Annotated in this window: 12 protein-coding genes; 6 read left to right on the top strand and 6 right to left on the bottom strand. The window is 66.7% G+C overall.

The window, feature by feature from the left end:
- Positions 1-6: 6 nt before the first annotated feature.
- Together NF876_RS24715 and NF876_RS24720 are read left to right on the top strand one after the other, a co-directional pair.
- Positions 7-786, top strand: a complete 780-nt coding sequence (locus NF876_RS24715) for an ATP-binding cassette domain-containing protein (RefSeq protein ID WP_173946391.1) — start codon at positions 7-9, stop codon at positions 784-786.
- A 238-nt stretch (positions 787-1,024) separates the two neighbouring features.
- On the top strand, positions 1,025-1,777 hold the full coding sequence (locus NF876_RS24720; protein WP_262271109.1) for an SDR family NAD(P)-dependent oxidoreductase: 753 nt from the start codon (positions 1,025-1,027) through the stop codon (positions 1,775-1,777).
- A gap of 209 nt (positions 1,778-1,986) precedes the next feature.
- On the opposite strand, the gene NF876_RS24725 is transcribed toward NF876_RS24720, so the two are convergent.
- Entirely contained in the window at positions 1,987-3,312 is a 1,326-nt protein-coding gene (locus tag NF876_RS24725) for an AmpG family muropeptide MFS transporter (protein WP_262271110.1), read from the bottom strand.
- Between the two features lie 60 nt (positions 3,313-3,372).
- A complete protein-coding gene (locus NF876_RS24730; protein ID WP_262271111.1) occupies positions 3,373-4,197 on the bottom strand; it encodes an SIR2 family NAD-dependent protein deacylase in 825 nt (274 codons plus the stop codon).
- A 179-nt stretch (positions 4,198-4,376) separates the two neighbouring features.
- On the opposite strand from NF876_RS24730, the gene NF876_RS24735 reads away from it, so the two are divergent.
- Positions 4,377-4,952 (top strand): NUDIX domain-containing protein, encoded by a 576-nt coding sequence (locus NF876_RS24735; RefSeq protein ID WP_262271112.1) that lies wholly within the window; start codon positions 4,377-4,379, stop codon positions 4,950-4,952.
- 5 nt (positions 4,953-4,957) lie between these two features.
- On the opposite strand, the gene fghA is transcribed toward NF876_RS24735, so the two are convergent.
- Positions 4,958-5,803 (bottom strand): S-formylglutathione hydrolase, encoded by an 846-nt coding sequence (fghA, locus tag NF876_RS24740; RefSeq protein WP_262271113.1) that lies wholly within the window; start codon positions 5,801-5,803, stop codon positions 4,958-4,960.
- Positions 5,804-5,817: 14 nt separating this feature from the next.
- Entirely contained in the window at positions 5,818-6,930 is a 1,113-nt protein-coding gene (locus NF876_RS24745) for an S-(hydroxymethyl)glutathione dehydrogenase/class III alcohol dehydrogenase (RefSeq protein ID WP_262271114.1), read from the bottom strand.
- Between the two features lie 127 nt (positions 6,931-7,057).
- Between NF876_RS24745 and NF876_RS24750 the strand changes: the two genes are divergently transcribed.
- The gene (locus NF876_RS24750) at positions 7,058-7,708 is read left to right on the top strand and encodes an MBL fold metallo-hydrolase (RefSeq protein ID WP_315975072.1); all 651 of its coding nucleotides are present in this window, start codon (positions 7,058-7,060) and stop codon (positions 7,706-7,708) included.
- A 258-nt stretch (positions 7,709-7,966) separates the two neighbouring features.
- Here the strand turns inward: NF876_RS24750 and NF876_RS24755 are convergent, their stop codons facing one another.
- Positions 7,967-9,433 carry a catalase gene (locus NF876_RS24755; RefSeq protein ID WP_262271115.1) on the bottom strand — a complete coding sequence of 489 codons (1,467 nt, stop codon included), beginning with the start codon at positions 9,431-9,433 and terminating at the stop codon, positions 7,967-7,969.
- Positions 9,434-9,526: 93 nt separating this feature from the next.
- Between NF876_RS24755 and NF876_RS24760 the strand changes: the two genes are divergently transcribed.
- Complete coding sequence (locus tag NF876_RS24760) at positions 9,527-10,447, top strand: hydrogen peroxide-inducible genes activator (RefSeq protein WP_262271116.1); 921 nt, start codon at positions 9,527-9,529, stop codon at positions 10,445-10,447.
- A gap of 36 nt (positions 10,448-10,483) precedes the next feature.
- Here the strand turns inward: NF876_RS24760 and NF876_RS24765 are convergent, their stop codons facing one another.
- A complete protein-coding gene (locus NF876_RS24765; RefSeq protein ID WP_262271117.1) occupies positions 10,484-11,719 on the bottom strand; it encodes a YeeE/YedE family protein in 1,236 nt (411 codons plus the stop codon).
- A 363-nt stretch (positions 11,720-12,082) separates the two neighbouring features.
- Here NF876_RS24765 and NF876_RS24770 point away from each other — a divergent pair, with 363 nt between their 5' ends.
- Complete coding sequence (locus NF876_RS24770) at positions 12,083-13,114, top strand: cysteine synthase A (protein WP_262271118.1); 1,032 nt, start codon at positions 12,083-12,085, stop codon at positions 13,112-13,114.
- The last annotated feature ends 11 nt before the right edge of the window (positions 13,115-13,125 follow it).

The following is a 13,125-nucleotide window of genomic DNA, read 5'->3' on the forward strand; positions in this document are numbered from 1 at the left end:
CGCATCATGCACACGAATGGAACGACGCCTCTCGTCGAGATGCGCAACATCTCCATCGCGTTCGGCGGCATCAAGGCCGTGGACGGCGTCTCGGTCGACCTGCGTCCCGGCGAGGTGGTGGGCCTGCTCGGCCACAACGGCGCCGGAAAGTCGACGCTGATCAAGATCCTGTCCGGGGCCTACCGGCCGGATGCGGGCGAGATCTACGTGAACGGCGAGCACGCCGACATCGCGACGCCCCGCGACGCGAAGCGCTACGGCATCGAGACGATCTATCAGACCCTGGCGCTCGCCGACAACATCGATGCCGCCGGCAACATCTTCCTGGGCCGCGAGGTGCTCACGCCCTACGGGACCCTGGACGACGCCACCATGGAGGCGGAGACCCGCAAGGTCATGGCGCGCCTCAACCCGCATTTCCGCCGCTTCAAGGAGCCCGTGAAGGCGCTCTCCGGCGGCCAGCGGCAATCGGTGGCGATCGCGCGGGCGATCTATTTCAACGCGCGCGTGCTCATCATGGACGAGCCGACCGCGGCGCTCGGCCCGGCCGAGACGCAGCAGGTCGCCGACCTCGTGCTGCAGCTCAAGAAGGAGGGCATCGGCATCTTCCTCATCAGCCACGACATCCACGACGTGTTCGGCCTCGCCGACCGGGTCAGCGTGATGAAGAACGGCAAGCTCGTGGGTTCGGCCAACGTGCAGGACGTCACCCAGGACGAGGTGCTCGGCATGATCATCCTCGGCAAGTGCCCGCCGGGCGCCACGCCGGGGCCGGGCGCGAGCTGACGGGAGGCCGCCAGCCAAGCTCGCGGCATGGCGGGATCGTTCGACAGGGGGAGGCCATCCCGATCGGAAGGGCAATGCGCTTGACGGATCGGGATCACCGGCACAAGGCCGGTGACGACGTGGTAGGAAGGACCTGCCGATTCCAGGCACGTGTAACGCTCCGGCTTCGTGAACCCAACCCGCAATTCCTCCCCGCACCGGGGAGGCAAGAAAACCAAGACAAGAGTGAGAGAGATCCATGACCCAGACGATTTACGGCTCCCTGAAGGGCAAGACCGTTCTCATCACCGGCGGCGCCAGCGGCATCGGCGAGAGCATCGCACGCTCCTTCCATGCGCAGGGCAGCAAGGTGGCGATCCTCGACTACAACGCCGAGGCCGGCCAGGCGCTCGCGAAGGAACTCGGCGAGCGCGTGCATTTCGAGCACAGCGACGTGCGCGACATTCCCGCCTTCCAGGCGGCGATCCGGCGTGCCAGCGACGCGCTCGGACCGATCACGGTCCTGGTCAACAACGCGGCCCGCGACGACCGCCACACCATCGACCAGGTGACGCCGGAATACTGGCGCGAGCGCTTCGCCACCAATCTCGATCACCAGTTCTTTGCCGCTCAGGCGGTGCTGCCCGACATGGAGAAGGCGGGCGGCGGCTCGATCATCAACATGGGCTCCACGAGCTACATGGTGAGCGACGATTCCTTTGCCGCCTACAAGACGGCGAAATCCGCCGCGGTCGGCCTCACCCGCGCTCTCGCCCGTGAGCTCGGGCCGAAGAACATCCGCGTCAACTGCCTCGTGCCGGGCTGGATCATGACCCAGCGCCAGATCGATCTGTGGCTCACGCCGGAAGGCGAGAAGGAACTGCTCAAGCGCCAGTGCGTGAAGCGCAAGCTCGTGCCGCAGGACATCGCCAACTTCACGCTCTTCCTCGGCGCGGACGATTCCAGCGCCATGTCGGCCCAGACCTATCTCGTGGACGGCGGCTGGGTCTGATCGCGGCCGTCTGACCAATCCGTCATCGCTGGGCTTGCCCCAGTGCCGCCGCGGAAACCGGACATCCGGCCGGCGCCAACCTTTCCACGTCATGGCCGGCCGGTCATCGCCCGCCTCCCGCCGACCATCCCGATCCTGTGGGCCGCGGCGCTTCTCTTTGTCGGGATCACCGGCACAAGGCCGGTGATGACAGGGGGTACGAAACCCCTTCAAGCCCTCGTGCCGGCACCCGCCGGCACGGCGGCCAACTCGTCCGCGGCGCGTCTCTCTTCGACCACCTTCATGGTGTCACGGCGTATGATGAGGCACAGGATCACCAGCGGTATGGCGATGGCGGCCGTGCCGGTGAAGAGGGCAGGGTAGCCGTAGGCCTCCACCACGGCACCGGATGCGCCGCCGATCAGCTTGCCGGGCAGAGCGTAGAGTGAACTCAAGAGCGCGTATTGCGTGGCCGCAAACCCTGGCGACGTCAGCCCCGACATGTACGCCACGAGGGCCGCGCCTGCGAAGCCGCCAGCGAAATTGTCGACGCTGATGGAGAGCGTCAGGCCCCAAAGCGTTGCATTGCCAGAGGCAAGCCAAGAGAACATCAGGTTCGATCCCGCGGCCATCACCGCGCCGATGAGCACGGTCCACCACAGGCCGATGCGGGTGAGCGCAAGCCCGCCCGCGAAGGCGCCGATGATGCCGATCCAGACGCCGTAGAGCTTCGAGATATTCGCGATGTCGGCCTTGCTGAAGCCAAGGTCGATATAAAGCGGATTGGCCATGATGCCGCTTGCATAATCGGGAATGCGATAGCAGGCGATGAGCGCCAGGATCGGAATCAGCATGAGGCCCTTGCGCCGGAACAGATCCGCAAGCGGTTCCACGATGGCCTTGACAAAAGGGAGGTGCTGCCGGGCCGGGCCCTCGTCGATCCGGGGGGCGAGCAGGGTGCCGATCAGGCCCACGCCCATCAGCGCGGCCATAGTGAGATAAGCGCTGTGCCAGTTGACGAACTCGGCAATGTAGAGCGCGCCTGCACCCGCCGTGATAAGGGCGAGCCGGTAGCCGAGCAGCAAGGCAGCCGCCATCATGCCCTGGCGTTCGGTGGGGGCCGCATCGATGCGCCAGCCGTCGATGACCACATCCTGGGTCGCCGACGCGAAGGCCACCAGAACCGCGAAGATGATGGTGAGGGGCAGGCCGGCCTGCGGGTTCGTCGAGGCCATGCCGATCAGGCCAGCCGCGACCCCGAGTTGCGACAGGACCATCCAGCCGCGGCGTCGTCCCAGCAGACGGGAGAGAGCCGGCACGTCATAGCGATCGACGAAGGGGGCCCAGAGGAATTTCAACGAATAGGCCAGTGCCACCCAACTCATCAGTCCGATGACCGTCAGCGAGATGCCCGCCTCGCGCAGCCAAGCCGACAACGTGCTGAAAACGAGCAGGAAGGGCAGACCCGACGAAAAGCCCAGGGGCAGCATGAGGGCGATGCGCCCGTCGGTCAGAACGTCGCGAAGGGACAGACGGCGTTTGGGTGCGGCGGCCATGGGATCATCTTGGAAGCGGAAAGGGCCGCCACATTGGCACAACGCGAGGCCGAAGCACAATCAGGGGCAGGCCGGGTCCTCTTCGACAGCCTTGTGAAGCTTGGCCAGGAAGGTCTCGAGCGCTTGTTCGGGCTTGCACTCCTTCTCGGTCAGGACCTGCAGGCCCCATTGCTCCAGAACCGCCTGCTCCACCGGGTTGGGGCGCAGCATGAACACATAGGATTGCGGCCGGTCGCGCTCGTAGCCCGAATCCGCCCAGGTCTTCCAGAGCCGGTGCATGAGGAAGCGGATGTTGAGGTCCGTCATGCTGTAGCCGATGAACAGGATCGTCTTGCCGAGCGCGTCGGAGCGGAACTTGATGTCGAGGGGCGATTCGAACGAGAGGCGCTCCAGGTAATCGGTTTCCGCGATGACGATGGAGCCATCGTCGTCGAAATCGCCATGGTATTTCACGATCTGCGTCACGTCCTCGTGGATTCGGGCCACGTCCTTGGCGTTGACGATCTTGACGTAGTCCTTCCCGTAGAGGTCGTAGGAGTTTTCCAGGTTGCGGTCGAAATTCGTCGTGTAGATGATCGGAAAGTCGAGCTTGCAGATGAGCTCGTGCACGCGGGACGTCTCCAGGGCCTTCTCCGGTATGGTCCAGTTCCGGTCCATCCAGCTGCGCAGGGGGCCGATGCTGCCCTGCTTCAGCCTGTAGAATTCCGCCAGCGTGAGATAGTTGAGGTCCGTGCCCCGGAAGTCGGTCAGGTCGATCTCCAGCTCCTGCGCGATGTGTTCGATCAAGGTGCTCCAGGAGGGCAGGCCGACCGTCATGGACACGCCGGCTCCGGCAAACAGAATGGCCTGTCTCTGCCTGATGGCCGCAACCAAACCTTCCAGCACGCAACGCTCCTTCACGACAGCAATCGGGCCCGAAACCCGCTTCCGCTCCCGAGATCTCATCGAGGCCTGCTCTTAACGCACGAAGGCGCCACTCTGCTTCAGCGGGGCTTGAGGGATAACTTTCGGCGGCTCGCGTGTTGTCTTAGGCTTTTGGCATCATCGAACGGGGAAAACGGCACGTGGCAGGCTACCGGATCCGACAGGTCGAAACCCTCTATGACGGCTGGCGCAAGCTTCTCAAGGTCACGGTCGAGATGCCGGACGGCCGGACGATGGCGCGCCAGATCCTCAACAGCTCCGATGCGGCCGCGGTGCTCCCCTACGACCCGCAGGCCCGCACGGTCATCCTGGTCCGGCAGTTCCGCGCGCCCGTCATGCACGTGGAGGGCCGCCCGGGCTTCCTGGAGGCCGTGGCGGGCCTGCTCGACGAGGACGCGCCGGAGGTCTGCGCCCGGCGCGAGGCCTTGGAGGAGGCGGGCCTTCGCATCACCGCCCTGGAGCCGGTCGGGACGGTCTGGTCGGCGCCCGGCATGACGACGGAGCGGCTGCACCTGTTCCTGGCGCCCTATGGGGCGGCCGACCGGGTCGGTGAGGGCGGCGGGCTCGCGGAGGAGCACGAGGAGATCGAGGTGCTGGAGCTCGGCCTCGGCGAGGTCATGCGCCTGCTGGAACAGGGCGCCATCGCCGACATGAAGACCTTGGCCCTGATCCAGGCGCTGCAGCTCCGGCACCCGGATCTGTTCGGCAGCGGCTGAGGCGGCTACGGCCCCAGGCGCTCCGCGTGCCAGCGCAGGTGGTCCTCCATGAAGGTCGCGATGAAGAAGTAGGAATGGTCGTAGCCGTCCTGCATCCGCAGGGTGAGGGGCTGGCTGGCGCGCGCGCAGGCCTCCTCCAGGAGCTGGGGCTTGAGCTGGCTGTCCAGGAAGCCGTCGGCCGTGCCCTGGTCCACCAGAAGGTCGGGGAGGCGCGCGCCGTCCTCGATCAGCGCGCAGGCATCGTAGGCGCGCCAGGCCGCGCGGTCGGGCCCGATGTAGTGCGTCAGGGCCTTCTCGCCCCAGGGGCAGTGCATGGGCGACGCGATGGGGGCGAAGGCCGAGACGGCCTTGAAGCGTCCGGGATCGCGCAGCGCCAGGGTGAGCGCCCCGTGGCCGCCCATGGAGTGGCCCGTGATGCCCTGTCGGGCCATGTCGGCCGGGAGGTTCTCGGCCACCAGGCCGGGCAGCTCGCGCTCGAGATAGGAGCGCATGCGGTAGTGCCTCGCCCAGGGCGCCTCAGTGGCATCCAGGTAGAAGCCCGCGCCCAGGCCGAAATCGTAGGCGCCCTCGGGATCGTCGGGCACGCCCTCGCCCCGGGGGCTGGTGTCGGGGGCAATCAGGATCAGGCCGAGCTCCGCGGCGACCCGCTGCGCGCCCGCCTTCACGGTGAAGTTCTCCTCCGTGCAGGTGAGCCCGGAGAGGAACCACACCACCGGCACCTTGCCGTTCTCCGCCTGCGGCGGAACGAAGACGGCAAGCCGCATGGGCGTGCCGGTCTCCCGCGATGCGTGACGGTAGACGAACTGCGTGCCGCCGAAGCAGCGCGATTGCGAGACGGTCTCGAAACTCAACGATCCTGTCCCCATCAGTACACGATGACCGAGCGGATCGACTTGCCCTCGTGCATGAGATCGAAGGCCGTGTTGATCTCCTCGAGCGGCATGGTGTGGGTGATCAGGTCGTCGATGTTGATCTTGCCCTCCATGTACCAATCGACGATCTTCGGCACGTCCGTGCGTCCGCGCGCGCCGCCGAAGGCCGTGCCCTTCCAGACGCGTCCGGTGACGAGCTGGAACGGCCGGGTGGCGATCTCCTTGCCGGCTTCCGCCACGCCGATGATGATGCTTTCGCCCCAGCCGCGGTGGCAGCATTCGAGCGCCTGGCGCATGACGTCCGTGTTGCCGGTGGCGTCGAAGGAGAAGTCCGCGCCGCCGCCGGTGAGGTCGACGATCGCCTGCACGACCTTGTCGTTGCCGACCTCCTTCGGGTTGATGAAGTCGGTCATGCCGAACTTCTCGGCCATGGCGCGCTTGGCCGGGTTGATGTCGACGCCGATGATCTTGTCGGCGCCGACCATGCGGGCGCCCTGGATCACGTTGAGCCCGATGCCGCCGAGGCCGAACACCACCACGTTCGCGCCGGGCCAGACCTTCGCCGTGTAGATCACCGCCCCGATGCCCGTGGTGACGCCGCAGCCGATGTAGCAGATCTTGTCGAAGGGCGCGTCCGTGCGCACCTTGGCGAGGGCGATCTCCGGCAGCACGGTGAAGTTCGCGAAGGTCGAGCAGCCCATGTAGTGGAACACGGTCTCGCCGTCACAACGGAAGCGCGACGTGCCGTCGGGCATGAGGCCCTGGCCCTGCGTGGCGCGGATCGCCGTGCAGAGATTGGTCCGGCGCGACAGGCAGGATTTGCAGTTGCGGCATTCTGGCGTGTAGAGCGGGATCACGTGGTCGCCGACTTTGAGCGTGGTGACGCCGAGCCCGACCTCGCGCACGATGCCCGCGCCCTCGTGGCCGAGGATCGCCGGGAACTTGCCCTCGGAATCGAGGCCAGACAGCGTGTAGGCGTCCGTGTGGCACACGCCCGTCGCCATCACCTCCACGAGCACCTCGCCGGCCTTGGGACCCTCGAGGCGGATGGTTTCGACGGTGAGCGGCTTGCCAGCCTCCCACGCCACGGCGGCCCTGGTTTCCATGCTCTTGTCCTCGCTGTGATTCGGTGCCGGGACTATGTGAAGCCCCGTGAGGGAAGGTCAAGGGAAGCGGCTTCCCAGACCCGGTCTCAGGGCCTATGTGTGCATCACGCCCAAGAAGGAGCCCACCGTGCCCGACATTCGCGCCGCCATCATCCCCGTGACGCCCTTCCAGCAGAACTGCACGCTGCTGTGGTGCGACAAGACCAAGAAGGCCGCGGTGGTCGATCCCGGCGGCGATGTGGACCAGATCCGCGAGGCCATCGCGCAGACCGGCGTGAGCGTGGAGAAGATCATCCTCACCCACGGCCACATCGACCACGCGGGCGGAGCGGCCGAGCTGCGCGAGGCCCTCGGCGTTCCGGTCGAAGGCCCGCACCAGGCGGACCGCTTCCTGCTCGACCGGCTCGCGGAGCAGGGGCAGGCCTATGGCTTTCCCGCCCGCGCCGTCACGCCGGACCGCTGGCTCGACGAGGGCGATACGGTCACAATCGGCGATCTCACCCTCGACGTGCTGCATTGCCCCGGCCACTCGCCGGGCAGCGTCGTGCTCGTCTCTCCCAAGGACCGCTTCGCACTGGTGGGCGACGTGCTGTTCCAGGGCTCCGTCGGCCGCGTCGATCTTCCCGGCGGCGACGGCAAGGCGCTGATCGCCTCGATCAAGGACAAGCTGCTGCCGCTCGGCGACGACATCGCGTTCATTTGCGGCCACGGTCCCATGAGCACCATCGGGCAGGAGCGCCAGACCAACCCGTTTCTTCAGGGCGAGGGACTGCTCTAATCGACCCTGCAACGATCGTCTCCGCTCTCGTTCCGATCGATGTACAGAACGCCGACGACCTCTCTCACGTCATCACCGGGCTCGTCCCGGTGATCCCGATCGGCGAGGTGCAGCGCTGTTCCGGATCGGGATGGCCGGCACAAGGCCGGCCACGACGCCGAGGATCCTCATGGCAGCAAAAACGGCAGCAAAAACGGCCCGGGATCGCTCCCGGGCCGCTCGCTCTTGCCCTACAGATTTTGCCCCTACGGATTTCGCTTATTCCGCAGCCTGGATCATCACGGCGCCCTTGAGGCCCATGCGGTCCGCCACGCCGAGGCCGTAGGCCTTGTCGGCGAGGTAGAAGTGCACGATCTGGCGCTTCACGATGGCTTCCGGGACGCCCTGCATGGCTTCCGCGATGTTGTCCATGAGCCGGTCCTGCTCGTCCGGTGTCATGAGGCGGAACAGGTCGCCCGGCTGCCGGTAATCATCGTTGCCGGCGCGGTGATCGTAGCGGTCCGCGTCGCCCGAGATCTTCAGCGGCGGCTCGGCGGCGCGCTGCGTCTGCATCGGACCGTTGAAGGAGTTCGGCTCGTAATAGGCGTCGCCGCGGTTGGGCACGTCGAACAGCATCGCGCCGTCCGCATGGTAGTGATGGACCGGGCAGCGCGGACGGTTCACCGGCAGCGCCTCGTAATGGGTGCCGACCCGGTAACGGTGCGCGTCCGCATAGGCGAAGATTCGGCCCTGCAGCATCTTGTCCGGCGAGAAGCCGATTCCGGGCACGATGTTCGACGGCGAGAACGAGGATTGCTCCACTTCCGCGAAGTAGTGCTGGGCATTCCGGTTGAGTTCGAGGATGCCGACCTCGATCAGCGGATACTCGGCATGCGGCCACACCTTGGTGACGTCGAACGGATTGTAGGAGGTCTTCTCCGCATCCGTCTCGGGCATGATCTGGACGCAGAACTTCCAGCGCGGGTAGTCGCCGCCCTCGATGGCCTCGTAGAGGTCGCGCTGGGCGCTCTCGCGGTCCTTGGCCACCACGGCCTCGGCCTCCCGGTTGGTCCAGGTCCTGATGCCCTGCATGGACTTGAAGTGGAACTTCACCCAGAAGCGCTCACCGGCCTCGTTGATGAACGAATAGGTGTGCGAGCCGAAGCCGTGCATGAACCGGTAGCCCTGCGGCAGGCCGCGGTCCGAGAACAGGATGGTGACCTGGTGCAGGGTCTCGGGGCTGAGCGACCAGAAATCCCACATGGCGGTAGTCGAACGCAGGTTCGTGGCCGGGTGGCGCTTCTGCGTCCGGATGAAGTCGGGGAACTTCACGGGGTCGCGCACGAAGAACACCGGCGTGTTGTTGCCGACGATGTCCCAGTTGCCCTCTTCCGTGTAGACCTTGAGCGCGAAGCCGCGCACGTCGCGCTCGGCATCGGCCGCGCCGCGCTCGCCGGCGACCGTCGAGAAGCGCAGGAAGACCTCCGTCTGCTTGCCGATCTCGGAGAAGACCTTGGCCTTGGAATACCGGGTGATGTCGTTGGTGATGGTCAGGGTGCCGTAGGCGGCCGAGCCCTTGGCGTGGACCACGCGCTCCGGAATGCGCTCCCGGTTCTGGTGCGCGAGCTTCTCGATCAGCTGGTAGTCCTGGAGCAGCAGCGGCCCGCGGGCTCCGGCCGACAGGCTGTTCTGGTTGTCGGCGATCGGCGCCCCGGCCGTGGTGGTCATGGTTGTTGTTTTCGTCATGGTCGTCCCCAATGAGTGCCGCGCACGATGCCGATGGGGCCCGATAAGGTCCAATTGTATTGATTACGGAACGCGATCAGATATTCTTATCGCATGGTGACCCTACGGCAGCTACGTTACTTCGAAGCCCTGTCTCGGACGAGGCATTTCGGCCTGGCGGCCGACCAATGCGCGGTCACGCAGCCGGCGCTGTCCATGCAGATCAAGGAGCTTGAGCGGGAGCTCGGGGTGGAGCTCGTCGAGCGCCGGGGCAGCGCCATCGCGGTGACGCCAGCCGGCCAGGAGATCGCCGCGAGGGCCGAGGTGATCCTGAACCAGGTGCGGGAGCTCTCCGATTTCGCCCGCCAGCATCAGGGCGTCCTGACGGGCGCGTTGCGCCTCGGGATCATCCCGTCGATCGCCCCCTATCTGCTGCCGGCGATCCTGACCGAAATGTCCCGGCAATACCCGGCCCTCGACCTCCAGATCCGCGAGACGCAGACCGGGGCGCTGGTCGAGGAGCTGATGCGGGGCGATCTCGATGCGGCTCTTCTCGCGCTGCCGATCCAGCAGCCGCAGGTGGAGACCATGGCGCTGTTCGACGACCGATTCCTGATTGCCGTCCAGAGCCAGGCGGCCCAGGGCTGGGCGACCGGCGACCTGCGCACCCGCATCGGCCAGGAGCGCCTGCTCCTCCTCGAGGAGGGCCATTGCCTGAGGGACCAGGCCCTGCAGTTCTGCCACATCGCCAACATGCAGGCCCGAAAGGCCCTCGGGGCGGCGTCGCTCACCACGATCATGCAGATGGTGGCGGCCGGCCACGGCATCACGCTCCTTCCCGAACTCTGCGCCCAGGCCGAGGTCGACCGGCAGCGGGTCGCGCTCATCGAGTTCCCCGAGGACGCGCCCATGCGCACGGTGGGGCTGGCCTGGCGCCGCACCTCGACCCGGAAGAACGATTTCATTGCCCTGGGCCACCTGATCCGCTCGCTCAAGCAGCCGAAGGCGGATTCAGGACGGCCTGCCGCTCCCTGATGCGATGGGGCCGAGACCCGCTTGGCCCTTCGCCGATCAGCAGCCGGTGAGCTTCACCCGCTCCACCTCGAGGCCGAAGAGCGGGCGCAGGCGCGTGCCGAGGACGTTGCCCGCAAAGGCCGCCACGAGCCAGACCCAGCCATGGAGGCTGCCGGACGCGATGCCCGAGAAATAGGCCCCGATGTTGCAGCCATAGGCGAGCCGCGCGCCGTAGCCGAGGAGGAGACCGCCGACGACGGCCGCGACGGCGGAGCGCAGCGGGACCTTCCAGGTGGGCGCGAAGCGGCCGGCGAGAGCCGCGGCCAGAAGCGCCCCGAGGATGATGCCGAAATCCATCACGGTCGTGACGTCGTTGAAGATGCTGGCGTTGAGCGCGGCCCGGTTGGCCGGGCTCGACCAATAGGGCCAGCTCGCCACGTCGAAGCCGATGGCGGCCGCGATCTTCGAGCCCCAGAGGGCGAAGGCCGAGGTCACGCCCCAGGGACGGCCCGCGAGATAGAGCGTCACGAAGTTCAACAGCGCCAGGGCGACCGCGCCCGTCACCAGAGGCCAGGGCCCGCGGGTGAAGCGTGCAAGCCCGTGGCGCGGGGAGGGGGTCGGCTGAACGAGCTGGCCGTGGCGGCGCTTCTCGAGGACCACGGTCACGGCCGCGATGATCGCGAAGACCGCGAGCTGCACGGTCAGGGCCGGCCAGGGCCCCCAGGCCTTGACGATCGAGATCGCCGGCAGGCTCGGAAGCGCGGTCCACCAGTGCAGATGCGCGGCCCCGATGGCGGAGCCCGCGATGAAGGCCGCAAGCGTGATCAGCATGCGGGTGGAGCCGCCGCCGACCGTGTAGAGCGTGCCCGACGCGCAGCCGCCGCCCATCTGCATGCCGATGCCGAAGATGAAGGCGCCGAACACCACGCCGATCCCCGCCGGCGATACGTTGCCGGCGACCGGCTGTCCGAAGAGGGTGCCGGAGGCGAGCACGGGGAAGAACAGGATGGACGCGATGGCCAGCATCACCATCTGGGCCCTCAGGCCCTCGCCGCGCCGGTCCGCGATGAAGACCCGCCAGGCCGAGGTGAAGCCGAAGGCCGCGTGGTAGAGCACGAGCCCGAGCGCCGCGCCGAGCACGTAGAGCGCGGCCTGGCGCGGATTGATGGCGGCGCCCAGGAGGGCCGCGCCGCCGAGGATTCCGGCTGCGGCGGCCAGGGAGGCCGGGGCGTTGATGGTCAAGCTTGCACGGTTTCCGACGGAAAGAGGTGAAGCTACGGCAGAGCTGGACATGGTCGCTCCTGAGCTTTCGTGAACGGGTTAAGGGGTGACAAAGGCATGAGAGCCTGGCCGAATCGAATCTTCCTCGTCATCACCGGCCTTGTGCCGGTGATCCCGATCGATTGCAGCGCTGCGCCTCTTCGGATCGGGACGGCCCGGATGAGCTCGGTCATGACAAGGTGTTTGTTGTTCACGGCCGCCATCTCGGGACTCCGTCAGGCAGACAATGTGGTTCGGTATAAAGAACGTCAAGGATTGTGTTTTCTTTTTTAATCACATAAATTGCTTGTGAATATAACCCGTGAATTGCCAGGCTGATGGGTTTAAACCCGTTCTTCCATCCACCGACGACTTCTCGCAGCGCCAGGGAGTGCCATGACCATCCAGCCCGACGTTCCCGCCGCCATCGGCAACACGCCCCTGATCAAGCTCCGTCACGCGTCCGAAGCGACCGGATGCACCATCCTGGGCAAGGCCGAGTTCATGAATCCCGGCCAGTCGGTGAAGGACCGGGCCGCCCTGTTCATCATCGAGGACGCGGTGAGCCGCGGCGCATTGCGCCCGGGCGGCGTGATCGTCGAAGGCACGGCGGGCAATACCGGCATCGGCCTGGCGCTGGTCGCCAACGCGCTCGGGTTCCGGACCGTGATCGTGATCCCGGACACGCAGAGCCAGGAGAAGAAGGACATGCTGCGGCTCGCGGGGGCCGAGCTCATCGAGGTCCCGGCCGTTCCCTATGCCAATCCCAACAACTACGTGAAGGTCTCTGGGCGACTCGCCGAACGCCTCGCGGCGTCCGAGCCCAACGGGGCGATCTGGGCCAACCAGTTCGACAACGTGGCGAACCGGCAGGCGCATATCGAGACCACCGGGCCGGAGATCTGGGAGCAGACGTCCGGCCAGGTCGACGGCTTCATCTGCGCGGTCGGCACGGGCGGCACGCTGGCGGGCGTCGGCATGGCGTTGAAGGCGCGCAACCCGAATGTCCGGATCGGCCTTGCCGACCCGATGGGCGCGGCCCTCTACAGCTACTACACGACCGGCGAGCTCAAGGCCTCGGGGTCGTCCATCACGGAGGGTATCGGTCAGGGGCGCATCACGGCCAACCTGGTCGATGCGCCCATCGACGTGGCGTACCAGATCCCCGACGAGGAGGCGGTGCCGATCGTCTTCGACCTGCTGCAATACGAGGGCCTGTGCCTGGGCGGATCGTCGGGCATCAACGTCGCGGGCGCGATCCGCCTCGCCCGGGAGCTCGGGCCCGGGCACACCATCGTGACCGTTCTGTGCGATTACGGCACGCGCTACCAGTCCAAGCTGTTCAACCCGGATTTCCTGCGCGCGAAGAACCTGCCCGTTCCCGCCTGGCTCGAGCGGCCGAGCACGACCGATCCGGGACTCGTGTAGACCGGAGCATC

This window comes from Microvirga yunnanensis, assembly GCF_025460875.1.